19 protein-coding genes are annotated in these 25,662 nt (G+C 67.9%); 8 read left to right on the forward strand and 11 right to left on the reverse strand.

Going from position 1 to position 25,662, the window contains the following annotated elements; all coding sequences use genetic code 11:
• The first annotated feature begins 261 nt into the window (after nucleotides 1-261).
• A complete protein-coding gene (ggpS, locus tag AC1Q5B_RS19745) occupies nucleotides 262-2,559 on the forward strand; it encodes a glucosylglycerol-phosphate synthase (RefSeq protein WP_492633150.1) in 2,298 nt (765 codons plus the stop codon).
• A 404-nt stretch (nucleotides 2,560-2,963) separates the two neighbouring features.
• Here ggpS and AC1Q5B_RS19750 read toward each other — a convergent pair whose 3' ends face one another.
• The 3 genes from AC1Q5B_RS19750 to AC1Q5B_RS19760 all read right to left on the reverse strand — a co-directional run bounded on the left by AC1Q5B_RS19750 (nucleotide 2,964) and on the right by AC1Q5B_RS19760 (nucleotide 5,379).
• Nucleotides 2,964-3,770: an isocitrate lyase/PEP mutase family protein gene (locus AC1Q5B_RS19750; RefSeq protein WP_492633151.1), complete on the reverse strand. Its 807-nt coding sequence runs from the start codon at nucleotides 3,768-3,770 to the stop codon at nucleotides 2,964-2,966.
• 94 nt (nucleotides 3,771-3,864) lie between these two features.
• Complete coding sequence (locus AC1Q5B_RS19755; protein WP_492633152.1) at nucleotides 3,865-4,086, reverse strand: hypothetical protein; 222 nt, start codon at nucleotides 4,084-4,086, stop codon at nucleotides 3,865-3,867.
• A gap of 423 nt (nucleotides 4,087-4,509) precedes the next feature.
• The gene (locus AC1Q5B_RS19760) at nucleotides 4,510-5,379 is read right to left on the reverse strand and encodes a M28 family metallopeptidase (protein WP_492633153.1); all 870 of its coding nucleotides are present in this window, start codon (nucleotides 5,377-5,379) and stop codon (nucleotides 4,510-4,512) included.
• Between the two features lie 147 nt (nucleotides 5,380-5,526).
• Here AC1Q5B_RS19760 and AC1Q5B_RS19765 point away from each other — a divergent pair, with 147 nt between their 5' ends.
• Nucleotides 5,527-6,174, forward strand: coding sequence for a response regulator (locus AC1Q5B_RS19765; RefSeq protein WP_492633154.1), 648 nt, complete (start codon nucleotides 5,527-5,529; stop codon nucleotides 6,172-6,174).
• 10 nt (nucleotides 6,175-6,184) lie between these two features.
• Here AC1Q5B_RS19765 and AC1Q5B_RS19770 read toward each other — a convergent pair whose 3' ends face one another.
• Together AC1Q5B_RS19770 and rne are read right to left on the reverse strand one after the other, a co-directional pair.
• Nucleotides 6,185-6,925: a hypothetical protein gene (locus AC1Q5B_RS19770; RefSeq protein WP_492633155.1), complete on the reverse strand. Its 741-nt coding sequence runs from the start codon at nucleotides 6,923-6,925 to the stop codon at nucleotides 6,185-6,187.
• A gap of 154 nt (nucleotides 6,926-7,079) precedes the next feature.
• Entirely contained in the window at nucleotides 7,080-10,226 is a 3,147-nt protein-coding gene (gene rne, locus AC1Q5B_RS19775) for a ribonuclease E (protein ID WP_492633156.1), read from the reverse strand.
• Nucleotides 10,227-10,612: 386 nt separating this feature from the next.
• Between rne and AC1Q5B_RS19780 the strand changes: the two genes are divergently transcribed.
• Entirely contained in the window at nucleotides 10,613-11,611 is a 999-nt protein-coding gene (locus AC1Q5B_RS19780) for an RluA family pseudouridine synthase (RefSeq protein ID WP_492633157.1), read from the forward strand.
• A 1-nt stretch (nucleotide 11,612) separates the two neighbouring features.
• Here the strand turns inward: AC1Q5B_RS19780 and AC1Q5B_RS19785 are convergent, their stop codons facing one another.
• Both AC1Q5B_RS19785 and AC1Q5B_RS19790 read right to left on the reverse strand, forming a co-directional pair.
• Complete coding sequence (locus tag AC1Q5B_RS19785; RefSeq protein ID WP_492633158.1) at nucleotides 11,613-12,023, reverse strand: energy transducer TonB; 411 nt, start codon at nucleotides 12,021-12,023, stop codon at nucleotides 11,613-11,615.
• Nucleotides 12,023-12,370: a 4a-hydroxytetrahydrobiopterin dehydratase gene (locus AC1Q5B_RS19790; protein ID WP_492633159.1), complete on the reverse strand. Its 348-nt coding sequence runs from the start codon at nucleotides 12,368-12,370 to the stop codon at nucleotides 12,023-12,025. The genes AC1Q5B_RS19785 and AC1Q5B_RS19790 overlap by 1 nt, the downstream gene beginning before the upstream one ends.
• 93 nt (nucleotides 12,371-12,463) lie before the next feature.
• Between AC1Q5B_RS19790 and AC1Q5B_RS19795 the strand changes: the two genes are divergently transcribed.
• A complete protein-coding gene (locus AC1Q5B_RS19795) occupies nucleotides 12,464-13,060 on the forward strand; it encodes an NfuA family Fe-S biogenesis protein (RefSeq protein ID WP_162337924.1) in 597 nt (198 codons plus the stop codon).
• 15 nt (nucleotides 13,061-13,075) lie between these two features.
• Nucleotides 13,076-14,731, forward strand: coding sequence for a hypothetical protein (locus tag AC1Q5B_RS19800; RefSeq protein WP_492633160.1), 1,656 nt, complete (start codon nucleotides 13,076-13,078; stop codon nucleotides 14,729-14,731).
• A gap of 171 nt (nucleotides 14,732-14,902) precedes the next feature.
• On the opposite strand, the gene AC1Q5B_RS19805 is transcribed toward AC1Q5B_RS19800, so the two are convergent.
• Entirely contained in the window at nucleotides 14,903-15,358 is a 456-nt protein-coding gene (locus AC1Q5B_RS19805; protein WP_492633161.1) for a c-type cytochrome, read from the reverse strand.
• 7 nt (nucleotides 15,359-15,365) lie between these two features.
• Nucleotides 15,366-15,764, reverse strand: coding sequence for a c-type cytochrome (locus AC1Q5B_RS19810; RefSeq protein ID WP_492633256.1), 399 nt, complete (start codon nucleotides 15,762-15,764; stop codon nucleotides 15,366-15,368).
• Nucleotides 15,765-16,129: 365 nt separating this feature from the next.
• On the opposite strand from AC1Q5B_RS19810, the gene AC1Q5B_RS19815 reads away from it, so the two are divergent.
• From AC1Q5B_RS19815 to AC1Q5B_RS19825, 3 genes are read left to right on the forward strand one after another with little or no spacing between them, the layout of a single operon-like run.
• Entirely contained in the window at nucleotides 16,130-17,272 is a 1,143-nt protein-coding gene (locus AC1Q5B_RS19815; protein WP_492633162.1) for an efflux RND transporter periplasmic adaptor subunit, read from the forward strand.
• Nucleotides 17,269-20,733, forward strand: coding sequence for an efflux RND transporter permease subunit (locus AC1Q5B_RS19820; protein WP_492633163.1), 3,465 nt, complete (start codon nucleotides 17,269-17,271; stop codon nucleotides 20,731-20,733). The genes AC1Q5B_RS19815 and AC1Q5B_RS19820 overlap by 4 nt, the downstream gene beginning before the upstream one ends.
• 5 nt (nucleotides 20,734-20,738) lie before the next feature.
• Entirely contained in the window at nucleotides 20,739-23,825 is a 3,087-nt protein-coding gene (locus tag AC1Q5B_RS19825) for an efflux RND transporter permease subunit (RefSeq protein WP_492633164.1), read from the forward strand.
• 65 nt (nucleotides 23,826-23,890) lie between these two features.
• On the opposite strand, the gene AC1Q5B_RS19830 is transcribed toward AC1Q5B_RS19825, so the two are convergent.
• Entirely contained in the window at nucleotides 23,891-25,126 is a 1,236-nt protein-coding gene (locus tag AC1Q5B_RS19830; RefSeq protein WP_492633165.1) for a TraB/GumN family protein, read from the reverse strand.
• A 4-nt stretch (nucleotides 25,127-25,130) separates the two neighbouring features.
• On the reverse strand, nucleotides 25,131-25,661 hold the full coding sequence (locus AC1Q5B_RS19835) for a GNAT family N-acetyltransferase (RefSeq protein ID WP_492633166.1): 531 nt from the start codon (nucleotides 25,659-25,661) through the stop codon (nucleotides 25,131-25,133).
• Between the last annotated feature and the right edge of the window lies 1 nt (nucleotide 25,662).

Here is a 25,662-nt window from a genome sequence, read left to right on the forward strand (position 1 = left end):
GTTAACATTCTTAACGTCGCGTTGACCTTCGCGCCGCTGATGCGGACTACAATGCTGCATCGCATCAGTCGATGTCCGCGTCCATGTCCGGGGACGGACGCGCATCTGCCGCGCTCTGCGCGCAGCGTGCCTCGCACGCGACCCACCTCTCTGCGTGCCGCTTTCGCGGCGCACCTCCGATGCGTGTCCCCGCCTGCGTCCTTCGACGCCTCGCGTCGTGCCTTGTGCGCGGCATCACCCGCGAACATGGAGTGCATCCGCATGACCCTGTTGAAGAATCCCCCGCAGCCGCTGCTGCTCGCCACCGACCTCGACGGCACGTTCCTGGCGGGCGACGCCGATGCGCGCAAGCGGCTCTACCATCTCGTCGACGCGCATCCCGGCGTCAAGCTCGCGTGGGTCACCGGACGTGGCCGCGAAGCGATCCTGCCCCTGCTCGCCGATCCCGGCCTGCCTACCCCCGACTACGTGATCTGCGATGTCGGCGCGACCGTGCTGCGCACCAACGACATGCAGCCGATCCAGCCGCTGCAATCAGCGATCGAGGCGCGCTGGCCGGGCGAGCACGTGGTGGCCGATGCGATGCGCCGCTTCCCGATGCTGGTGCGGCAAGAAGTCCCGCAGGAGCGCCGGTGCTCGTACTACTGCCATCCCGAACAGCTCTCGACGATCCAGGCCGAGGTGGAAGCCGTCGCCGCGTCGCTCGGTTGCGAGGTGCTGTACTCGGCCGACCGCTATCTGGACATCCTGCCGCGCGACACGCGCAAGGGCAGTACGCTGACCGCGCTGGTCGAGAAACTGGAACTGGAACCGTCGCGCGTGCTGGTGGCCGGGGACACGCTCAACGACCTGTCGATGTACGGCGAGGGCTTTCCCGGCGTGTGCGTCGGCGATTCCGAGCCGGCGCTGGTCGCGGCCACCGCCGGCATGGACAACGTGCTGCATGCCGACGCGCCGGGCTGCGGCGGCATCCTGCAGGCGATGGCGCACTTCGCGCTGCTCGATGCCGACGACTACCCGCCAACGCTGCATCCGCCGGGCAAGGCGGAACTGGTGATGGTCTACCACCGCCTGCCGTACGAGGAGCACATCGTCGACGGCCAGCGCGTGCGCCGTCCGCACAGTTCGCCGAACGGCATCATTCCCAGCCTGTTGAGTTTCTTCAGCGACGGCCAGCCGGGCTCGTGGGTGGCGTGGACGGTGGACGATCCGAAGGCGCCGCCGATCGAAGCACGGGCGCCGGTGGACGCCGAACGCTATCCAGGCCTCACGGCGACCCACGTGCCGCTGACGAAGCACGAGGTGGACGTGTTCTACAAACGCTTCTCGAAGGAAGCGTTCTGGCCGGTGATCAACAGCTTCTGGGAGCGTGCGCGCTTCAACGAGGACGACTGGGCGCTGTTCAAGCGCGTCAACCGCCGCTTCGCCGAAGCCGCCGCCGCCGAGGCCGCGCCGGGCGCGACCGTGTGGCTGCACGACTACAACCTGTGGATGGTGCCGTCGGTGCTGCGCGAGCTGCGCCCCGACGTGAAGATCGCCTTCTTCCACCACACGCAGTTCCCGTCGGCGGACATCTTCGCCATCCTGCCGTGGCGCCGGGAAATCCTGGGTAGCCTGCTGGCCTGCGATTATGTCGGCTTCCATATCCCGCGCCATGCGGAGAACTTCACCGATGCGGTGCGCAGCACTTTCCCGGTGGAAGTAACCGCGCGCGCCTCGTGCGCGCCGCGCTTCCTGACCTTCGGCTGCGCGGTCGGGGTGGAGGACATGGCCACCGAACTGCGCATCGACGGCCGCACGGTCCGCATCGGCGCGCATCCGATCGGTACCGACGTGGGCCGCATCCGCGACTGCCTGGAAACCGAGCAGGTGGAAGAGGACATCGCGCGGATCCGCGACGAGATCGGCCGGCGCAAGCTGGTGCTGTCCATCGAGCGGCTGGACTACACCAAGGGCATCCTGCAGAAGCTGCATGCGTTCGAACGCCTGCTGGACGCGTCGCCGGAACTGCGGGGCGAGGTCACGCTGGTGCTGGTCTGCGTGCCGGCGGCCAAGGAGATGACGGTGTATCGGCCGCTGCAGCAGCAGATCGAACAGGCCGTGGGCCGCATCAACGGCCGGCTGTCGCAACTGGACTGGACGCCGGTGCGCTTCTTCTCGCGCGTGCTGCCGTTCGCCGACGTGGTGGCGCACTACGCGGCGGCCGACGTCATGTGGATCACGCCGCTGCGCGATGGCCTGAACCTGGTGGCGAAGGAGTTCGTCGCCGTGCAGGGCCTGGAGGGTGGCGATGGCGTGCTGGTGTTGTCGGAGTTCGCCGGCGCCGCCGCGGAACTCAAGGGCGCGGTACTGACCAACCCGCACGATCCCGCGGACATGGCGCGCATGCTGCGGCAGGCGCTGGCGATGACGCCGGGCGAGCGCGAGGACCGCCAACGCCGGCTGTTCGACATCGTCCGCCACCACGATCTGTCGCGCTGGGGACGCGAGTTCCTGGCCGCGGCACGCGGCGGCCAGAGTGGGGCGGCCACGGAACCGCGGACGGCGATCGCCGCTTAATGCATTTACGTTTGACTCGCTCCATGTACGTGGCGATAGTCGAGTCACACAGGGGACAGGAGACCCACACATGCGCATGCTGGTGGTGCGAAGCATGGCCTGGTTGCTGATCGCGGCCGCCGCGCTGGTGCTGCTCGGGCTGGCACAGGCCCCCGAGCTGTGGCTGGGGCCGGTGACCCGCTGACGCGGGTCGCCAAAAAAAGAAAACCCGGCCATGAAGGTCGGGTCTGAAAGGGGGAGTCCCCGGCTCCGGCAGTGCTGCTTGCTCAAGGCAGCGCCCTTGTTCCATTGCAGAGCGGCCATTCCTGGCCTGCGCAGGGCGTGCTGCCGGGGACGCATGCATCCTCGCGCACGGCATTCACATTCACAGTCGGGCGATGGCCCGGTGTTCTGTAGGAAAAACCCTACCCCTGGTCGAACAGGCCATTGATCGCCCCGTACCCCATGGCCTGGGGATCGGGCAGGGAGGTGCGTTCGTGGCGCAGGAACCCGGCGACCTGCGCACCCAGGCGCCCGTACATCGATTCCGCGAGCGCCGAGCCGGTGCTGATGCGGCGCACGCCAAGGGCTTCCAGCGCCGCGAGATCCTGCAGCTGCGGACGCAGCATCACGTTGAGGGGCAGGCCGCATCGCGATGCGAGCGTACGGATGGCCTTCGCGTCCGTCAGACCCGGCACGAACAGGCCATCGGCCCCCGCCTCGCGATACCGCGCGGCGCGGGCGAGGGTTTCGTCGACACGCGCGTCTTCCGGCGCCAGGCCGCGCAGGTAGACATCGGTGCGCGCATTGACGAAGACATCCATGCGCTGTGCGGCGCAGGCCTGGCGGATCGCGTCGATCTTCGCGGCGAGCAGCGCGGGGTCGCCGGCGCCGTCTTCCAGGTTGATGCCGGCCGCACCCGCGCGCACGACGCGGGCCACGGTGGCGGCGACGACGGCGGGATCGTCCGAATAGCCGCCCTCCACATCGACGGTGAGCGGGACGGTGAGGATGCGTGCGATGCCGGTGACGGCATGCACCAGCGCATCGGGATCGAGCTTGTCGCCGTCGGGATAGCCTTGCGCCCAGGCCAGGCCGGCGCTGGTGGTGGCGACCGCGGGAGCACCCAGCTGTTCGATCAAGCGGGCGGTCCCGGCGTCCCAGGCGTTGGCGAGGCGGAGCAGACCATGCTGGTGCAGGGCCCGGAAGCGGGTGGCGGTGGAGGTGGACATGGTAGGACGCTCAACGATGGGCGGCCAGCGTGCCATGCCGCGATCCGCGGCGCTCATCGTTTACGGACATCGGCGTGCCCGTGATGACCTCGGGTCAGGCGCAGAGGCGCCAGCCTTCGAACAGGCGCCAGCGGCCGTCGCCGCCTTCGATGTTGATGGCGTAATCCAGGCCCTGCTGGTGGCGCTGGTTGGCCAGCTTCACCGCATAACCGAGCGCAGCGCCCGGGGTAGTGAAGTGCAGGGGCGGGGACTCGTTGATGGACAACTCGTAGGAGCCGTCGTCGGTCGGGGCGTGGAACAGGTCGAAAGTCATCATGGGGGCGCGGATGTGTTGCCTGATGCACAACGTACGGGCAGCACCGTGATGCCGATGCATAGGCAACGCCTGCCGTTCGACGGCGTTAAGTCGTGTGGAAAGGGCGTGACAGAACTGTGCGGTCAGGCTGAACGCCGTACACGCCGTCTTCGCATTTGCGTCCGTAAAACGACCGCCAGTGGTCGGGCGGCGGATCCACCCCCTCTGCTTCCCGCGCTTACCCTGCTACCGAGCCGCAAGGCTGACACCCAGGGCACCACGAGAGAACCGAACGCAGCTACCCCGGACACCCCCTGTTCCGTGCTGCGCCTGGCGGTGGACCGCGAGTCCGACACCGTCGCCGCCCGGAGAGAGCCAGGCGTGTTCTCGCCCCAACGCAAACGGGCCCGCAAGGGCCCGTTCGCGTATCCGCAGGACGACAGGTCAGTGTGTCGTGGACGCGTCCCACGCACGCAGGCCCTGTTCGATCACGCGCAGGGCGTCGTCCACGCGGGCGGCATCGAGTTCGTCCGTGGTGTCGCGCTCGCTGTGGATCACCTGCATCACCTTGGGCACTTGCGCCGGCTTGCCGCCGCCGAAGACCGCAAGGATCGGGTCGATCTCGTCGCTCCCGACCAGCGAGAACGACACCGCCGGCCAGCCGGCCTTGAGGAAGGCCAGGTGGTCGGTGGGCGGGTACTTGTCGCCGGGCTGGAAGCCGAGCTTTTCCTTCGCGCTGGCGCTGCGCAGTGCCGCGACGAAGGGCGTGCCGGTGTCGGGCGCCATCATCCACAGCATGTCGCCCCAGCCGAAGATGTCGATGTTGACGTACAGCGCCGGCTGCTCGCGTCCGGGGGTCTCGACCCATGCGTGCGCGCCGACCAGACCCTTCTCCTCCAGATCCCAGAACACCACCTGCACGCGATGGTGCGCCAGCGGTTTCGCCTTCAGGGCCTGCGCGAGTTCCAGCACCGCCGCGACGCCGGAGGCGTTGTCGGTGGCGCCATGGCCGACCGCGACCTTGTCGTAGTGCGCGCCGATCAACAGCAAGGGCGCCTTGTCGGGGCCGCCAAGGTCGGCGACCAGATTCTCGCCGGCCTGGTCACCGCGTACGAACGCCTCGCGCTTCCACGCGATGCCGAGCGCGTCCAGGCGCGCGCCTATGGCATCGGCGCGTGCGGCGGTGCCGTTGCCTGCGCTGATCGTGCCGACCTGCGCCTGCCAGCGCGCGGATACGTCATCGGCCCAGGCCGGCACGCTGGCGAACAGGGACAGCAGCAAGACAGCGCGCATGCGATGGCGGATGGCGGACATGGTGGAACCCCCTGTGAAAATCCGAGTATGCCGCACGCCTCGCGCGACTACACCCATGTAGTCGTCGCGCACCGATACAATGTTAATTGCGCGGCGACGGATGGCCCCCCTACGCTCGACCCCGTTCCCCCAAGGCGTCCGCTTGACATGACCATTCGCGTTTTCCTGATCGACGACCACACCCTGGTGCGCACCGGCATGCGCCTGATCCTCGGCGCCGATGCGGACATCGACGTGGTGGGCGAGGCGGATACCGGCGAGGCGGCACTGCCGCTGGTGCGCCAGCTGAAACCCGATGTGGTGCTGTGCGATCTGCATCTGCCCGGCTACAGCGGACTTGAAGTGACCGAGCGCATCGTGCGTGCCGACATCGGCGTGCGCGTCATCATCGTGTCGGTGCTGGAAGACGGCCCCTTGCCGAAGCGCCTGCTGGAAGCCGGTGCATCCGGTTACCTCGGCAAGGCCGGCGATGCCGCGGAACTGATCCGCGCCGTGCGCGACGTGGCGCGCGGCAAGCGTTACCTCGGCAGCAACGTGGCGCAGAACCTCGCGCTGCATACGGTCGGTGGCGATGCGTCCCCGTTCGACGCGCTGTCGCCGCGCGAACTGGAAGTGGCGATGCTGTTGACCCAGGGCCTGCGCCAGGAAGAGATCGCCCGCCGGTTGAGCCTGAGCGCCAAGACGGTGAACACGCACAAGACGCGCCTGTTCGAGAAGACCGGCGTGCAGGACAACATCGCGCTGGCGCGCTTGGCTGCGCAGTGGGGCCTGATGGACCCGACGCGCGCGCTCTGACGCCGCGTCCTCAGCGCGCCGGTGCTGCCGGTCTCGCCGCGTCCACCGCCGCCGTGCAGGTATGCAGGGAATCCAGCATGGTGTCCGCCAAGCGTTCGGCGCGGGCTTCCAGTGTCGCGCGCGATTCGCCCTGGGCGGGCACGCCCAACACGGCTACTTCGTAACGGCTGCCGCCGCGCACGAACAGCCGGTGCACCGATAGCGAGTACAGCGGTTCATCAGGCACGTTCAACAGCGGACGCGTGACTGGGAAGGGACCTTCTTCGTTGCCGCCCTCGATGTTGAGCAGGCGCATCTTCACCGTGGGCCCGAAGGATGATGTCGCGTTATCGACCCGGTAGCGCTCGGCGGAGGCGGCGGTCGCGACGGCACGATGGTTGGCCTGCTCCCGTTGCAGCAGGCGCGCGTACTCCTCGGACGGTGTCCGGTCCCTGGGCAGAGTGGATGTCACCACATGGCCGTGCAGGCCATTGGCATAGGCGAGACGGTAGTAGGACACCGCGCCCCCGCTGAGGGTGCCATGCACGATGTTCTCGACGGGTCCGAGGTCCGGCATGTCGATGCAGTAGACGTCGAGGAACCGCTGTTTGAGCAGTGAGGGCTGCGGGTCCTGCGTGCCGGGCACGACCACCGGGCCTTCGGTCCAGGCGTAGGTTTCGCGGGACTGGGCACCCGCCGCGCCGGCGGCGGCCAGCCCCAGCAGGGCGATCAGGATGCGCAGCGCGCAGACGGGTCGGGCGGTTCTTGTCATGACAGGCATCCGTGCACAGGGAACGTGCATCGACTGTAGCCGCAGCGCGGTTCCCGGGCCAGCCAGCCATCATTCCTGGTGCGCGCGCAGCCCGGAAACGACACTGGCCGCTTGCGCGGCCAGTGTGCTTTTACGCCTCGAGGAACGTGGCGCGTCAGGCGCTGCGTTCTTCCGTGCTGTCATCGTCCTGCTTGTCGGCCTGGGCGATATCGTCGGCCGGCTTGACCGGCGTGACCACCGGCTCGAACAGGCTGCGGGTGACCGACGGCGGCGTGTCCGCGTCGGCGACGAAGAACAGCGAACCGGTGGCCGGTGCGCTGGCGGGCTTCGGCGCGGCCGGCGGCGGGGTAGGTGCAGCGGTCTCGACCGGCGCTTCGGCCTCGGCAGTGGCTTCGTTCACGGCGTCGACCAGGTCGATCTGCACGGGTTCGTTGCGCACGGCGGCGACCACCGGCGTTTCCACGGTCTCGACCGCATCGACGACCACGGGGGCAGGTTCGGCGGCAATCTCGGCCTTGACCGTCTCGACGATGGCGACGGCGGCCGGTGCCTCGTGCTGCACCGTGGCGGTCACCTCGGGCTGGACGCGCGCAGCTTCGGCCTTCACTTCCTCGATCACCTCGACGGCCGCAACAGTTTCGACCACGACCGGGGCGGGCACGACGGTGGGCGCCGGATCGGCGGCGACCACCGGTTCCGGCGCGGCGACCACGGCGGCTACGACCGGCGCAGCCACGGCGGCAGCGGCAACTGGCGCGGCCGGTTGCGGCTTCGGTACACGCGGTGCGGCGGCCACCGGCTCCTCATCGTCGAAATCGAACTCGGGCTGCGAACGGTCGGCGACCGGGGCGTCGTCGTCGCTGCCCAGATCGTCGGCCAGCATGCCTTCTTCGCCTGCAGCACCGGCTTCACCATTGCCACGGCGACGGCGACGGCCACCACGACGGCCACGGCGGCGACGGCCGCCTTCGCCCGTGTCGCCGTCGGCGGAGGGTGCGGCCTCGCCATCGACCGCAACGGCCTGCGTCGCATCGGTGTCGATCGCAGCGGGCACATCGGTGGCCGGAACCGGGGTGGGTACAGCATCGGCTGCAGCGCGCACGGCGTCCTGCGTGCCGACAGCCACGGCGGCGGCCGTCGTCACCACCTCGGCGGCGACCGGTGCTGCCGGCTTCGCGGTGTCCTGCTGCGGGGCGCGCGGCTGGCGCTGACCCTGGCCTTCCTGCTGCGGCTTGCCACCCTGCTGGCCCTGCGGCTGCTTGGGCGCCTTGGGTTGCTGCTGGGTATTGCCCTGGGCGTTCTGCGGCTGGCCCTGCGGCTTCTGCTGCTTCTGGCCCTGCGGCTCGTTGCGCGGCTTCTGCTGCTGGGCGTTGCCGCCCTGCGGCTTCTCGCCCTTGGTGCGCTCGTCGCGGCGATTGTTGTCCTGCTTGCCGCCGCGGCCCTGGTTCTGCTGGCCGCGGTTGTCGCCACGGTTGTCGCGGTTCTCGCGACGGCCGTTGCTGTTGCGGTCGTTGCGCTGGCGGGTGTCCTGCTGCGGACGGGCCTGCGGGGCAGGGGCGGCGGCTTCGCCGCCGCCGAACAGGCGCTTGAAGAAGCCGACCACGCCGCCGGACGCGGGCGCCGCGACGGCGACAGGTGCGGCTACGGGAGCCGGCGTGGCCGCCGGTGCCGGAGCTTCGCGCTCCTCGCGCACGGGGGCCGGCTGCGTGTGCTTGACGTGGGTGACGGCGGGTGCGGCGGGGATGTTGAGCTGCGCCTTGGTCAGTGCGTGCACCGGCAGCTTGCGCTGGGTCCCGCGGTGGTAGCTGGGCTTGCTGCTTTCTTCGCCCAGCTCGTTCTCGCGGATGCGGGTGACTTCGTAGTGCGGCGTGTGCAGCGCTTCGTCGGCCACGATGATGACGGGCGCGTCGTGGCGCTGTTCGATCTCGCGCAGCGCGCTGCGCTTCTCGTTGAGCAGGAAGTTGGCGATCTCGAGCGGGGCCTGGATCAGCACCTGTCCGGTGTTGTCCTTCATCGCATGCTCTTCGGCCACGCGGATGATCGACAGCGACAGCGATTCGACGCTGCGCATGCGGCCATGGCCTTCGCAACGCGGGCAGACGATCTGGCTGGATTCGCCCAGCGACGGACGCAGGCGCTGGCGGCTCATTTCGAGCAGGCCGAAGCGCGAGATGCGGCCGATCTGCACGCGGGCGCGGTCGTACTTCAGCGCGTTCTGCAGCTTGTTCTCGACTTCGCGCTGGTGCTTGTTGCTCGACATGTCGATGAAGTCGATCACCACCAGGCCGCCCAGGTCGCGCAGGCGCAGCTGGCGGGCGACTTCCTCGGCGGCTTCCATGTTGGTGTGGAACGCGGTCTCCTCGATGTCGCCGCCCTTGGTGGCGCGCGCCGAGTTGACGTCGATGGCGGTCAGCGCCTCGGTCTGGTCGACCACGATGGAGCCGCCGGAGGGCAGGCGCACGTTGCGCTCGTACGCGCCTTCGATCTGCGATTCGATCTGGAAGCGGTTGAACAGCGGGATGTCGTCCTTGTACGGCTTCAGCTTGCGCAGGTTGTGCGGCATGACCTGCTGCATGAACTCGCGGGCGGTCTCGTACAGCTCGTCGGTGTCGACCAGGATCTCGCCGACGTCGCTGCGCAGGTAGTCGCGCAGGGCGCGGACGATCAGGCGGCTTTCCTGGTAGATCAGGAACGGGGCCGGCTTGGTCAGCGCGGCTTCGGCGATCGCCTTCCAGACGCTGAGCAGGTAGTCCAGGTCCCACTGCAGCTCTTCGGCGTCGCGGCCGACGCCGGCGGTGCGGATGATCACGCCCATGTCGTCGGGGATCGCCAGGGCGTCCATCGCCTTCTTCAGCTCGGCGCGGTCGTCGCCCTCGATGCGGCGCGACACGCCGCCGGCGGTGGGCGAGTTCGGCATCAGCACCATGTAGCGGCCGGCCAGCGAGATGAACGTGGTCAGGGCGGCGCCCTTGTTGCCGCGCTCGTCCTTGTCCACCTGGACGACGACTTCCTGGCCTTCCTTCAGCAGTTCGCGGATGCCGGCCTTGTTATGGTCGACGCCGGCCTGGAAGTAGTCGCGGGAGATTTCCTTCAGCGGCAGGAAGCCGTGACGGTCGGCGCCGTAATCGACGAAGGCGGCTTCCAGGGAGGGTTCGAGCCGGGTGATGCGGCCCTTGTAGATGTTGGACTTCTTCTGTTCCTTCGACGGCTGTTCGATATCGATGTCGTACAGGGTCTGACCGTCGACGATGGCCACGCGCAGTTCTTCTGCCTGCGTGGCGTTGATCAACATGCGTTTCATTGTGCGTTCCTCGCGCGCTGCTACCGCGCGGAACGCCATGGGGTTTCGCCTCTGGAACGTTGCACCGCCCCTTGCGCAGGCGCAGCGGGGCAGATTCGGGTTTCCAGCGCTACGACACCACGGCAGGCCGCGGGAGCGCTTTTCTTTCTAATAGGTGTTGCGGGGCCGGAGGCAGCTTCCCTCGGAAGGGGGCGCCACGCGGGACATGTTCAGCATCAGGTGCCGTCACGCACCCGGCGGTATCCGGGCCTGCCGATCAGCCGCTAACATGGCCGCCCCTGGGGCGGTGGCCGCGCACTTGCCGGAATCGCGGGGAGACGGGCTTCTGGCCCAACAGCAACTCCCTGCGAAATCAAACCCTTATCTCGCCCTCCGAGTGTAACAGAATGAATGGCTCCAACCCCAGCCCCCCCTCCGAGAAGCCCGCCACGGGTGCCAAGAGCGCCGTGCGGACGGTCACGGTGCCGGAGGACCGGGGCGGGCAGCGGCTGGACAACTTCCTCCTCGGCCAGCTGAAAGGTGCCCCGCGCAGCCTGGTGTACAAGCTGGTGCGCAGCGGCCAGGTACGGGTGAACGGCGGGCGGGCGAAGGCCGAGCGCAAGCTGGAGGGCGGCGATGAAGTCCGCATCCCGCCGGTGAATCTCACTGAGGTGGGAGAAAAAGGGGGGCCGCCGGCCGGCTTCCTGAAGCGCATGGAAGCCGCCATCGTCTTCGAGGACGAGCGGCTGCTCGTCATCAACAAGCCGACCGGCGTGGCCAGCCACGGCGGCAGCGGCATCAGCCACGGCGCCATCGAGACCATGCGCGCGCTGCGCCCGAACCAGACGCTGGAACTGGTGCACCGGTTGGACAGGGACACCTCTGGCCTGCTGGTGATGGCCAAGAAGCGTTCGGCGCTGTCCGAACTGCAGGCGCTGCTGCGCGAGGACAGCGAAGACGGCACGCGCGGGATCGAGAAACGCTACCTGACCCTGCTGATCGGCCGCATGCCCGACGGGGTGATGAGCGTCGACGCGGCGCTGCACATCGGCCTGCGCCAGGGTGGCGAGCGCCATGTCCAGGTGCATCGCGATGGCAAGGAATCGCTCAGCCACTTCCGCGTGCTGGAACGGCGTGGCGGGCATTCGTACTGCGAGGTCCGCATCGAGACCGGCCGCACCCACCAGATCCGCGTGCATGCCCAGCACATCGGCCACCCGGTCGCGGGCGACGACAAGTACGGCGATCCGGCGGTCAACAAGCGACTGCGCGAACAGCTGGGCCTGAAGCGGCTGTTCCTGCATGCGGCGTCGCTGCAGTTCGCATTGGACGGGGGCCGGACGCCCTACGTACTCAGTGCACCGTTGTCGGAAGACCTTGCGGACGCGCTGGAGCGCTTGGGCTGACTCAGCCCGCGCCCTGCGCAAAGCACCGCGTCGGCTTCTCCAGCACGGGCGGGAACGTCACCGGCACGTTGATCGTGTGCGTGACCGGCTGGCCATTGCGCGTAGCGGCACGGAACTTCCAGGTCTGCACGGCGGCCAACGCGGCCTTGTCGAGCGCGGCGTTGCCGCTGCCCTGCACCTGGGCCACGCGAGCGGGCACGCCATCCTTCTCGACGGTCACGCGCAGTACGGTGGTTCCGCCGTCGCTGTTGCACTCGGCCTCGGCCGGGTACGCGGGTGGCGGCGTGTCGATGGCTGCCAGTTCGGTCGGTGCGATGACCGGGCCGCTGACTTCCTCTTGCTTGGCGCAGGCCGACAGCGCGAGCACGCCGGCGAGCAGCAGCATGGGCGAGACGGGGATACGGCGTTCCATCAGGATTCTCCCAGCAGGGCGCTGGCCTTGGCCGCGCAGATGAAGTCGTTTTCGCTCAGGCCGCCCACATCATGCGTCGAATAGCGCACGACGGCGCGGTTGTAGTGCACGCCGAGGTCGGGATGGTGGTCTTCGGCATGCGCGACGAAGGCGAGCGCGTTCACGAAAGCCATCGTCTCGTAGTAGTTGTCGAACGGGAACGTGCGCAGTAGCGCGTGGCCTTCCTCCACCAGTTCCCAGCCGGGAACCTGGGGCAGCAGTTCGGCGATGCGGGCCGGTGGCAGGCGGTGTTCGCTGCCACGCAGCGGCACGCAGTGGGCGCGGGCGAGGGGAATCAGGTCAGACATGGCGCATCTCCGGCGGGGCGGCCAGTCTGAATGAAGCGCGACGACCGGCCTGTGAACGTGAATGCCCATCGGGCAGGGAGCTAGAATAGCCGCATGATCCAGATTTCAGACAGCGCGCAGGCGCACTTCCGCAAACTGATCGAACGCGAAGCGCTGCCCGGGCTGGGCGTGCGTCTCAGCGCGGTCCACCCCGGCACGGCACAGGCCGATGCGCGACTGGAGTTCGCCGAGCCGCGCGACCTGGCGGGCGACGAATGGGCGGTCGATTGCGACGGCTTCACCCTGTATGTCGATGCCGCCAGCGTGCACTGGCTCGACGGCGCCGATATCGATTACGTGATGAAGGGCGCCAGCACCCAGCTGACCATCAAGGCGCCGCGCATCAAGGGCGAAGCGCCCGGCGAGGCGGCTTCGCTGGTCGAGCGCGTGCGCTGGGTGATCGACAACGAGATCAATCCGCAGCTGGCGTCGCACAAGGGACGGGTGGCGGTGGAAGAAGTCGGCGGCGACGGGGTGGTGTGGTTGCGCTTCGGTGGCGGCTGCCACGGCTGCGGCATGGCCGACGTCACCCTCAAGCAGGGCATCGAGAAGACATTGATGGCGCGCGTGCCCGGCGTCACCGCCGTCCGCGACGCGACCGACCACGGGACCGGCGATGCGCCGTACATCCCGCGCGGCAACGCGGCCTGACGGAGCCGACCGCCGGTGACGAACGCCACCGACGTCATCGCACACCTGCTGCCGCGCAAGGCGGCGCCCATCGTCGAACGCCAGACCGGCCTGCCTTTCGGGTGGGGCTTGTGGTTGCGTGCGCTGCCGGAGCGTTTGGGCCGGATCACCCGCGAGAAAGCGGACGCCATCCTCGACATGCTGGCCTCGCACACGCCGAAAGCAAGGCGCGCAGCCCCATTCCTGCCGGGGCGCGTGCTGGCGCTGCGCTCGCTGTTCTACCAGGGCTGGGGGCCACCGCCGCGCGAGGAGCGCTGGATGCGCTGGGCGGCGGCGTTCGGCAGCAGTGCGCTGCACCTGCTGTTCTTCCTGTTCCTGCTGTGGGTCGCGCTGGTCAAGATTCCGCCACCGCCAGAAGAGGCCGGCGACAGCAGTCGGGTGCGACTGGAAATGATCGGCGACGGCAGTCCCGAGGACGTCGGCGGCGCAACGCAGGCGGGTGAAGCCACCGCCGACCAGACGCCGGGCGCGGCACCTTCGGCGCGTCCTTCGGTCGCGCCCGCGCCCACCCAAGCGCAGCCCGTGGAGGCATCGCCGCCGCCCGATGCCGCGGCGCCGCAGGTGGCAATGGATGTGCCGCCGATTCCGCCGCGTGACGTGCCCGTACCCGAGATCGCGGACCAGCCGCTGCAGGTGACCGAGGTGGCCGAGCCTACCCGCGCCTTCGTGCGACCGCCTCCTACGCCCCGGCAGCCGGAGATCACGCAACCCGCCGTGCGCGAGGTCGGCGTACCGAATCGCGAGGTTCCCACGCCGCTCGCTGCGCCCATCGTGCGCCGTGATGTACCCGTGCGCGCCGTCGAGGTGCCGGCCGTCGTCGCGCGTGAGGTGGACATCCGGGAGCGCGAAATGGCCGCGCCCGCACCGCAGGTGCGGACGGTGCCGGTACCGTCGCGCGAGGTGTCGCCGCGTGCGGTGGCGACGCAGGAACGCAGCGTACGGCAGGCGGACATCCGCGAGCCTTCGCCCCGGCCCGCACCGGCGTCACCGGCGCCCACGTCGGCGCCTGCTGCGGGCACGTCGACCGCTTCATCGCCGACCCCAACGCCCGCAACAGGCGCGACGAGCGCGCCGTCTTCCGCGCCACGCGGTTCGACGGCACCGGCGTCCGCCACGCGAGGTCCCTTGCCGGCGGCCAAGCCCGGCGGCTGGAACACGCCGGCACGCACGGACGACTGGGGCAATGCGCGTCGGGACGTGGCCGGCGACAGCGCCGCAGACGGACGCGACCAGGCCGGTCTCTACAACGCTGATGGCAGCCTGCGCGTGCCGGGCAACGCCGGGGATGCCACGGCGCAGCGTGGTGCGCCGGGGGGCGGCAACGACCAGTGGACCCGCGAGCGACTGGAAGAAGCGGGCACCTGGCTGCAGCGGCCGCCTTACGACTACGAACCGACCAGCTTCGACAAGTACTGGGTGCCCAGTGAGTCGCTGCTCGCCGAGTGGGTGCGGCGGAACGTGCGCGAGGTCGACATTCCCATTCCAGGCACCAACATGAAACTCAGGTGCTCGATCTCGGTCCTGCAGTTGGGCGGCGGCTGCGGCCTGGGCAGCCTGTTCCCCGAACCACCGAAGGCGCGTCCGCCGCCGGAGATCCCGGTCAAGCGCACGCCGATCCCGACCGACAGCTGAGGGCGGGACGACAAAAGGTGTGTGGTCTGTGGTCTGTGGTGTGGGAGCGACGTCAGTCGCGATAGGGCGCCGCGGTGGGTCATCGCAACTGACGTCGCTCCCACAGAAAACTTTGCCACAAACAAGAACGGAGCCTTGCGGCTCCGTTCTGCAATCCCGATACGGAAAAGTTTACCGGTGCACGTTGTGCAGATCGCGCAGCTGCGAAGGACGCGAAGCGAAGTACGCCGCCAGATCCGAAATGTCCTGATCGCTCAGGTTCGCGGCCTGGGGCGACATCAGCGCATGCTGGCGATCGCCACTGCGGTAGGCCTGCAGCGCGTGCGCAAGATAGTCGCCGTACTGGCCGCCCAGCTTGGGATAGGTGTCGTCGATCGGCGCATTGCCGTCGGCGCCGTGGCAATCGATGCAACTCTGGCCGGTCGCCTGGCCCTTGGCCTTGGCCAGTTCCTCGCCCTTGGCGATGTGGCCCTTCGGCAGGCCGGCCGACGAACTGGCGCCGTGCTCGCCGCTGGCGTGCCCCGGATTTTCGGCCGAAGCCTCGGTGTTTTCCTTCGAGCAAGCCACCAGGGTGAGGGCCGCGAACAGGACGATGGCTAGACGCTGGGCGTGCTTGGCGTTGGGCATGATGGGCTTACTTGACGGTGGAAAGGAAAGCGGCGATGTCGGCGATGTCCTGGTCGGAGAAGCTCTGCGCCTGGGCCTGCATCGTGGGGTGCTTGCGGTTGCCGGTGCGGTACTCGGTCAGCGCGTTGGCGAGGTAGTCGGCCGACTGACCGCCGATCCTCGGCACCTTGAAGCTCGGATAGGCGTTCTTGTAGCCGACGATGCCGTGGCAGCCCTGGCAGGTGTAGGTCAGGGTGCGGCCGGTTTCGGCATTGCCGACCAGCGGCTTCGGCGCGGCGGCCGGCGCTGCCGCCGGTGCAGTGGCTTCGGTGGCGGGCGGGGCGACCGGTGTGTCCTGTTGGGCGGTCAAGGCGGCCAGCGGAAGGGCGGCCAAGGCAAGGCAAGCGGCGAGCGGCAGCAGTCGCATCATTCTCGTGAAACTCTCAGGTTGCGCGCGCCACGTACCACCGCGGCGCTTGGCTGAACGCAAGTATAGCCTGCGACCGAATGCCGCGCACAGACGTGACATGGGCGCGCGGCCACGCCCGCCCACTTTCCGCGGCGAAAGACGGACGTGAAGCGGCCCGCTTCCAGGTTGGCAACGCCTAGGAGATCAGCCACGAACAGGGCGATTCCGTTGCCAACGGATGCAGCGGCTCTCTCTGCCTTCGCCGATCGGACGACGCAGCACGAAGTCCGACGCAAGTCACCATGACCTTCGGCGCATGGAAGTTGTTCAGGGGTGATATACCTTCATACAACACCACCACAACACCACCACGGTACCGCCCCATGTCCCGACCCCGCCCCCATTCCGGCCGTTCCTATCTGCGCCTCGCACTGGTCCCCGTCCTGTGCGGCCTGCTGGTCCTGTCCGCCTGCAAGGGCGGCGGTCCCGCGGCAGAGGCCCAGGCCAAGAACGGCGAGGAAAAGAAGGAGTCCGAGGCCGTCCCGGTGGAGGTGGCCAAGGTCACCCGGCGCGCCGTGGCGGCCAGCTACAGCGGTACCACCACCCTGGAGGCGCTGGGCGAGTCCCAGGTCGTCGCCAAGACCTCCGGCGTCGCGCTGGCTGTGCTGGTCGAGGAAGGGCAGGTGGTCCGCGCCGGCCAGGCGCTGGTGCGGCTGGACCCCGACCGCCCGCGCCTGCAGGTCGCCCAGGCCGCAGCGCAGATGCACAAGCTGGAGAACAACTACCGGCGCGCCCAGCAACTGGTCGAGCAGCGGATGATCAGCGCCAACGACGTGGACCAGATCAAGTACGACCTGGAGAACGCGCGCGCCGTCTACCGCGCCGCGTCGCTGGAGCTGTCCTATACCACGATCACCGCACCGATCTCCGGCGTTGTCGCCTCGCGCTCGATCAAGTCCGGCAACTTCGTGCAGATCAATTCGCCGATCATCCGCATCGTCGACGCCTCTCGGCTGGAAGCCACGTTGAACGTGCCCGAGCGCGAGATCGCCAAGCTCAAGCCGGGGCAGGCCGTCGGGCTGGCGGTGGATGCCTTGCCGGGCAAGCAGTTCACCGGCAAGGTGGATCGTGTCGCACCGGTGGTCGACAACGGAACCGGTACGTTCCGCGTCGTGGCTTCGTTCCCCGGCGACGGCGAGTTGCAGCCGGGCATGTTCAGCCGCCTCAACATCAACTACGACCAGCGTGCCGATGCGTTGGTGGTGCCGCGCACCGCGTTGCTGGAAGACGGTGGCGAGCCTGCCGTGTATGTGGTCCGTGACGGCAAGGCCCAGCGCACCGTCCTGAAGCTGGGTTACAACGATGCCGGTTGGGTCGAAGTGCGCGAAGGGCTGAAGCCTGGCGAGCAGGTCGTGATCGCGGGCAAGGCAGCGCTGCGCGAAGGCAGTGCCGTGCAGGTCATCGGGCAGGACAAGAAGCCCGCCACCGTGGCCAAGGCGCCGGCCGCAGAGGCGAGCAAGCAATGAGTGCGCACGGACCTTCGTCCGGCGGTGGCTTCGACCTGATCGAGTTCTCCACGCGCCGCCGCGTCACCATCGCGATGATGACGCTCACCCTGGTGTTGTTCGGCCTGATCTCCCTGTCCAGCCTGAAGGTCGAGCTGCTGCCGGACTTGAGTTATCCGACGCTGACCGTGCGCACCGACTATGAAGGTGCGGCGCCGGCGGAAGTGGAAACGCTTATCTCGCAACCGGCGGAGGAGGCCTTGGGCATCGTCAAGGGCCTGCGCAAGCTCAAGTCGATCTCGCGCACCGGGCAGAGCGATGTGGTGCTCGAGTTCGCCTGGGGCACCGACATGCAGCAGGCCGGGCTGGACGTGCGCGACAAGATGGAGACGCTGCAACTGCCGCTGGAGGCCAAGGCCCCGGTGCTGCTGCGCTTCAATCCGTCCACCCAGCCGATCATGCGCCTCGCGCTGTCGTCGAAGCAGGAGGCCGGCAACGAGGCCGATGCGATCCGCCGGCTGATGGAACTGCGCCGTTACGCCGACGAGGACCTCAAGCGCAAGCTCGAACCCGTCGCAGGCGTCGCCGCCGTCAAGGTCGGCGGTGGCCTGGAAGACGAAGTCCAGGTCGACATCGACCAGCGGAAGCTGGCCCAGTTGGGCCTGTCGCTGGATACAGTGATCCAGCGCCTGCAGCAGGAAAACGTGAACCTCTCCGGCGGTCGGCTGGAAGAAGGCTCGCAACGCTACCTCGTGCGCACCGTCAACCAGTTCGCCACGATCGAACAGATGCGCGAGATGCTGCTGACCACGGCGGCGGGGGCCTCGTCCAGCAACTCGACCGGCACCAACCAGCAACTGATGACGGCGATCCTGGGCAGCAGCGATCCCAACGTGATCGCCGCGCTGCGCAGCGACACCAGTGGCGGTGCGCCCAGCGTGCGCCTGAAGGACGTGGCCGATGTGCGCCAGGGGTACAAGGAGCGCGAAGCGGTGATCCGCAGCGCCGGCCACGAGGCGGTGGAGCTGGCGATCTACAAGGAAGGCGACGCCAACACCGTATCGACCGCCGATGCGCTGGAACAGCGCCTGGACATCATCCGCAAGGAGATGCCCAAGGACATCGCGATGACGGCCGTGGAGGACCAGTCGGTCTTCATCCGCCATGCCATCAAGGACGTCAAGGTCGATGCGGTGATCGGTGGCTTGCTGTCGATCCTGATCATCTTCCTGTTCCTGCGCGATGGCTGGAGTACCTTCGTCATCTCGCTGTCGCTCCCCATCTCGATCATCGCCACGTTCTTCTTCATGGGCCAGTTGGGCCTGAGCCTTAACGTCATGTCGCTGGGCGGCCTGGCCCTGGCCACGGGCCTGGTCGTCGACGACTCGATCGTGGTGCTGGAGTCCATTGCCAAGGCCCGCGAGCGCGGCATGGGCATCCTGGAAGCAGCGATCAAGGGCACACGCGAGGTGTTCATGGCGGTGGTGGCGTCGACGCTGACCACGATCGCGGTGTTCCTGCCGCTGGTGTTCGTCGAGGGCATCGCCGGCCAGCTGTTCCGCGACCAGGCGTTGACGGTGTCGATCGCCATCGCGGTGTCGCTGGTGGTGTCGATGACGCTGATCCCGATGCTGAGCGCGCTGAAGGGCCGTCCGCCGCTGGAGTTTCCGGCCGAAACGCCGCGTGAGCCATGGCGTCCCGAGAGCCGCTGGAAGAAGCCGGCAGCCTATGCGGGGCGCGGTGTCGGCGCACTGTTCCGTTATGGCTTCTTCTCGCTGGTGTGGCTGGTGGTGCGGATTTTCCGCGGTCTCGCCGCGGTGATCGGGCCGGTGATGCGCAAGGCCAGCGACCTGGCGATGGCGCCCTATGGCCGGGCCGAAGCCGGCTACCTGCGGATCCTGCCGGCCGCGTTGAAGCGTCCTGTCCCGGTGCTGGGAGGCGCTGCGCTGGCGTTCGCGCTGACCCTCGCTGCGCTGCCGCTGCTGGGCGTGGATCTGATCCCACAGCTGGCGCAGGACCGCTTCGAGATGACCGCCAAGCTGCCGCCGGGCACGCCGCTCGCGCAGACCGACGCCCTGGTGCGCGAGGTGCAGCGTGCCCACGCCGGTGAAGATGGCGTGCGCCTGCTGTACGGCGTGTCCGGCACCGGCACGCGGCTGGACGCCAGTCCCACCGAAAGCGGCGAGAACATCGGCAAGCTGTCGGTGGTGATGACCGACAACGCGCGCGAGCAGGGTCTGATCGAAAGCCTGCGCGGGACCATGAAGCAATGGCCGGAGGCCCAGGTCGACTTCGCCCGCCCGGAGCTGTTCGCCTTGGCTGCCCCGCTGGAGATCGAGATCGAAGGCAACAACCTTGAGTCGATCCGTGTGGCGGGCAACCGCCTGGCCGAGCTGCTGCGTCAGAGCCCGCACTACGCCGACGTGAAGTCGACGGTGGAGCAGGGCTTTCCGGAAATCCAGATCGTGTTCGACCAGGACCGTGCCGCTGCGCTGGGTCTGACCACGCGACAGATCGCCGATGCCGTGGTCAACAAGGTGCGCGGCAACGTCGCCACGCGCTACAGCTTCCGCGACCGCAAGATCGACGTGCTGGTGCGCGTGCAGGAATCCGAGCGCGCCTCGGTCGACGACATCCGCCGCCTCATCGTCAATCCCAGCGGCAACAAGCCGGTGGAACTGATCTCGGTGGCCGACGTCATCGCCACCACCGGCCCGAGCGAGATCCACCGCGCCGACCAGCGTCGCGTGGCCATCGTGTCGGCCAACCTGCGCGACATCGACCTGGGCAAGGCCATCACGGACGTGCGGGACATGGTGGCGAAGAACCCGCTGGGTACCGACGTGGGCATGCGCATCGGCGGCCAGGGCGAGGAACTGGGCGAGTCGATCAAGTCGCTGCTGTTCGCCTTCGGCCTGGCGATCTTCCTGGTTTATCTGGTCATGGCGTCGCAGTTCGAGTCGCTGCTGCATCCGTTCGTCATCCTGTTCACCATTCCGCTGGCGCTGGTCGGCGCGGTGGCGGCCCTGCTGCTGTCCCGCTCGCCGGTGTCGGTGGTGGTGTTCATCGGCCTGATCCTGCTGGTCGGCCTGGTCGTGAAGAACGCCATCATCCTGATCGACAAGGTCAACCAGTTGCGCGAAGAGGGCGTGGCCAAGCGCGTCGCGTTGGTGGAGGGCGCACGCTCGCGCCTGCGCCCGATCATGATGACCACCCTGTGCGCGGTGTTCGGGTTCCTGCCGCTGGCGCTCGCCTTCGGCCAGGGCGCCGAGGTGCGCTCGCCTATGGCGATCACGGTGATCGGCGGCCTGCTGGTGTCCACGCTGCTGACGCTGCTGGTGATCCCGGTGGTGTACGACCTGCTGGACCGCAAGCCGGACGAGTTTTACGCCGAGCGCGGTCGTCGCGCGCGACTGGTGGCCGCGCAGGCAGAACAGTTGATCTCGCACGAGGACGATCCCATCGGCGGCGTCGGGGGCTGATCCGGATGAACATCACCGAGCTGTCCATCCGCCGTCCCGTCACCACCATCATGCTGTTCGTGTCGATGGTGGTGATCGGCCTGATCGCCTCGTTCCGGTTGCCGCTTGAGGCCGAGCCGGAAGCCACCATTCCGTTCTTCTTCGTTTCGTTGCCGTATCCCGGCTCGACCCCGGAAGAGGTCGAGCGCAACCTGCTGCGCCCGGTGGAGGAAGCCATCGCCACGATGCCGGGCATCAAGACGATGAACTCGCGCGCCAATGCCGAAGGCGGCCAGATCCAGGTCGAATTCAGCGATTGGGACCGGGACATCGCGATGGCCGCCTCCGAGGCGCGCGAACGTATCGATGCGGTGCGAGACGAGTTGCCGGATGATTTCCGCCGCTACTACGTACAGCGCTGGAGCACCAGTGATCAGGAGGCGATCAGCCTTCGTCTCAGTAGCCAGGAAGACCTGACGGCCCGTGCCGACCTGCTGGAGCGCAGCATCAAGCAGCATCTGGAGCGGTTGCCGGGTGTGGCGCGCGTCGAGGTCGAGGGCGTGGCAAGGCAGGAAGTGCTGGTCGCGCTGGACAAAGACCGCATCAGTGCGCACGGGGTCGCGCTCAACGAGCTGGTCAGCAAGTTGCAGGCGGCGAACTTCTCGGTGTCCGCCGGGCAGATCACTGAAGACGGCCGCCGCCTGCGCGTGCAGCCGCGCGGCGAGTTGCTCGAACTGCAGGCGTTGCGTGACCTGCCTATCGATGGCCGCGGCACGCGCCTGTCCGATATCGCCGATGTCAGCCTGCAGCCGCAGCGCATGAGCTACGTGCGCAAGATGGAAGGCAAGCCCAGCGTGGGCGTGGACATCTACAAGGAGCGTTCGGCGAACCTCGTGGACCTGTCGAGGACGGTGGGCAAGGAAGTGGAGGCGCTGCGTCAGGACCCGGCGATGCACGGGGTCGACATCGAGGTCGCCTGGGATTCGGGCAAGGCGGTGACCAGTTCGCTGCTGGCGCTGGCGGAAGCGGGGGCGATCGGCCTGGTGCTGTCGGTGATCGTGCTGTACGCCTTCCTGCGCCACTGGCCGTCGACGCTGATGGTGTCCATGGCCATCCCGATCTGCTTCATCATGACGCTGGGCTTCATGTACTTCACCGGCATCAGCCTGAACATCATCTCGATGATGGGCTTGCTGCTCGCGGTCGGCATGCTGGTCGACAACGCCGTGGTGGTGGTGGAGAGCATCTACCAGGAGCGCGAGAAGTACCCCAGCCAGCCCGAGGTCGCTTCGATCATCGGTACCCGCCACGTGGCCATTGCGCTGTCGGCGGGCACCCTGTGCCACTGCGTGGTGTTCCTGCCGATGATGTTCGGCGAGAAGAACATCATCACGATCTACCTGTCGCAGCTGGCGGTGACGATATCGGTGTCGCTGCTGGCCTCGTGGCTGGTGGCGGTGAGCCTGATCCCGATGCTGTCGGCACGCATGAAGACGCCGCCTGCAGTGAAGTCGCCGCTGATCAGCCGTCTGCAGGCCCGCTACGCGCACGTACTGCGCTGGACACTGGAGCACCGCGGCTGGAGTGTCGCCGGCATCCTGCTGATCTCGGCGATCAGCGTGTTCCCGATGATGAACACCAGCGGCGGTGGCGACGAGAACGATCCGGACGAGATCAACATCTTCTACCAGTGGAAGGGATCCTATTCGAAGGAGGAGATGGGCAAGGAAGTACAGCGGGTGGAGGATTTCGTCAACGCCAACCGCAAGGAGTTCCACATCAAGCGGGTGTACAGCCGCTACTCGGAGCAGGGCTGGGCGCAGACGCGGCTCTACCTGGACATCGACGACCGCGAGGTCAGCAAGAAGATCGAGGAGGAAGTCCGCAAGGGTCTTCCGCAATCGGCACGGGCCAAGCTCGGCATCGGCTGGCCGGGCGGCATGGGCAGCGAGGGCCAGGGCGTACGCTTCAGCCTGATCGGCGACTCCAGCCAGACCCTGCAGGAACTGGCCGAGGACATCATGCCGATCCTGGCGCGCGATCCGAAACTGCGCGATGTGCGCGTGGACGTCGGTGACGCCAACTCCGAGTTGGCGGTGCAGGTGAACCGCGAGCGTGCGGCGTCCTACGGCTTCAGCGCGCAACAGGTGGCGCAGTTCGTTGGCATGGCGTTGCGTGGCTCGTCGCTGCGCGATTTCCACCGCGACGACGTGGAGATCCCGGTCAACGTGCGCTTCGCCGGATCGGACCACTACGGCATCGAGGACCTCTCCTCGTTCATGGTGCGCAGCGCCTCGGGCCAAGAAGTCCCCTTGCTGGCGATGGTCGACGTCAACGTCAACCCTGCCGCCACCTCCATCCAGCGCCTGAACCGGCAGACCATGCTGCGCATCGAGGCGGGACTGGCCAAGGACGTGTCGATGGAGGACGCACGCAAGTCCGTGGAGTCCACGCTGGACGGCATGGAGTTCCCGCCGGGATACGGCTACACGTTCAATGGCGCGGGCTTCAACATCAACTTCGACGGCATGGACCAGATGGTGACCGCCATCATGATCGCGCTGGTGCTTATGCTGGTGATCATGGCGGCCGTGTTCGAGTCTCTGCTGTTCCCGATGGCCATCATGTCGTGCGTGTTGTTCTCAATCTTCGGCGTGTACTGGCTGTTCTGGTTGACCGGCACCGAGATGAACATCATGGCGGTGATCGGCATCCTGGTACTGATGGGCGTGGTGGTGAACAACGGCATCGTGATGATCGAGCACATCAACAACCTCCGGCGACGCGGCATGGCGCGCACGGATGCGCTGGTGGAGGGCAGCCGCGAACGCCTGCGCCCGATCATGATGACGATGGGCACGGCGATCCTGGCGATGATCCCGATTGCGCTGAACACGCAGACGGCCGACGGCATGCCGCCTTACCACCCGATGGCGCGCGCCATCGCCGGCGGCCTGGCGTTCTCCACCGTGGTCAGCCTGCTGTTCTTGCCGACCATCTATGCGTTGCTGGACGACCTGCGCAGCGGGACAGCCCGTTCGATCAAGCGGGCTCGTCAGCGCCGCGGCGAGGCTCCTGTTGCGGCAAGCGCCACCAGCCCGCACGGAAACTGACGTGGACAGCAGAAGAAAAGCCGGGCAATGCCCGGCTTTTTCTTTGGATCGGATCGCGGGGGGACTTAGCCGACCAGCTTGCCCAGCATCCGCAATCCGCCCGTCCATACGCCGATGGCGGTGCCCAGGCTGGTCAGGAAGAAGTTCAGCAGCACGCGCGCCACGCGGTTCTTCCACCAGCCGCGCATCGTCTGCACGTCATCGCGCAGCGCCATGAAATCGGCGTAGGTCGGCTTGCGCAGGGTCGCTTCCACGAAGGCGCTGACCGTGCCCGAGGCGAGCGCCGGATGCAGCGGTGTGAGCGGCGAGGAGATGAAGGCGGCCAGGATGCTGAGGGGGTGTCCGCCCGCGATCGCGCAGCCGATGGCGCCGAGCACGCCCGTCGCCAGCACCCACTGCAGCAGCAGGTCCGAGCCGACATCCACGCCGCCCTGCCAGAAACCCCAGGCGAAGCCGCCGATGAGGAAGGCGCCGATGATGAGTTCCATCCACGGGAAGCGCGACTTGGCTTTCACGATTTCCAGCGACCTGCGGAGCTCGGCCGGATCAGCGGTGTCGTCCTTCAGGTGCCGGGTCAGGCCGGGCAAGTGGCCTGCGCCGACCACCGCGAGTACGCGATACGGCGATGCTGCATCCGTCGGCTTGCCCGCGGCGATCTGGCGCAGCGCCGACGCCATGTACTGGTCGCGCTCGGCGATGATGGTGCGGTACAGCTGCGGGCTTTCGGCCGCGAACTCGCCGAAGCTCGATTCCATCATGTCGCCCTGCTTGAGTTTCTCGATCTCGTCGTCGCCGACTTCGTCATCGCCGAACATGCTGGCCATGATGCCGGCGCCGACCTTGGTCCGCTGCCACCAGCCCAACGATTGCAGGGCGCGCTTGAAGGTCAGGCCGACTTCGCGGTCGATCAGGTGCACGGGCAGGCCGAGCGCCTTCGCATCCAGCGCGCCGGCCTTCAGTTCCTCGCCGGGCTCGACGCCGAGCTGTTCGGCCAGGCGCCGCTGGTAGGCGGCCAGCGCGAGGTTGGCGGCGAACAGGTGCGTCTTGCCTTCGCGGATCACCTTCACCAGGTCGAGCCGCGACAGGGTGTCGGGGTCGGTGAGCGATTGCAGGCGCCCGGGGTCCAGTTCCACCGCGACGCTGTCGTAGTCGCCGCTGGCCACGGCCGCGCGCACAGCGTCGACGCTGGCGCGCGAGACGTGCGCCGTACCGAGCAGGGTATAGCGGACGCCATCGCGTTCGACGATTTCGTGGGGTTGTCCGTGCAGGGGATCGGCAACGGCGTCAATCGATTCGGTCATCGTGTCATTCGTCTTTCGGAGGCGCGTCGGTACCGACGCCGAGGGAACGCTGCATCTGCACGGTGTCCAGCCAGCGGTCGTGCTTCCAGGCGATGCCGCGGAAGATGCCGACCAGGGTGAAGCCGAATTTCTCGTGCAGCCTGATGGAAGCCGTATTGGTGGGTTCCCCGATCACGGCGATCATCTGCCGGTAGCCACGCGCTTCGCAGGCGTCGATCAGCGCCTGCATCAGCGCGGCACCGATGCCCTGGCCCTGCTGGCCGGGCACCACGTAGACCGAGTTCTCGACCGTCTTGCGATAGCCCGCGCGGGCGCGGTAGCTCCCGGCGTAGGCGTAACCCACAAAGCGGCCGTCGAGTTCCGCGACGAGGTACGGATAGCCCGCATCCAGCAGTCCCCGCATACGACGCGCCATCTCGGCGTCGTCCGGCACGTCGTACTCGTAGGTGTTGACGTGGTCGCGGACTTCGTCCGCGTAGAGGGCGGCGATGGCCGGCACGTCGGCCGGCGTGGCGTCACGGACGATCAGCGGCACG

It is taken from the genome of Pseudoxanthomonas sp. GW835-FHT14C01, assembly GCF_058793715.1.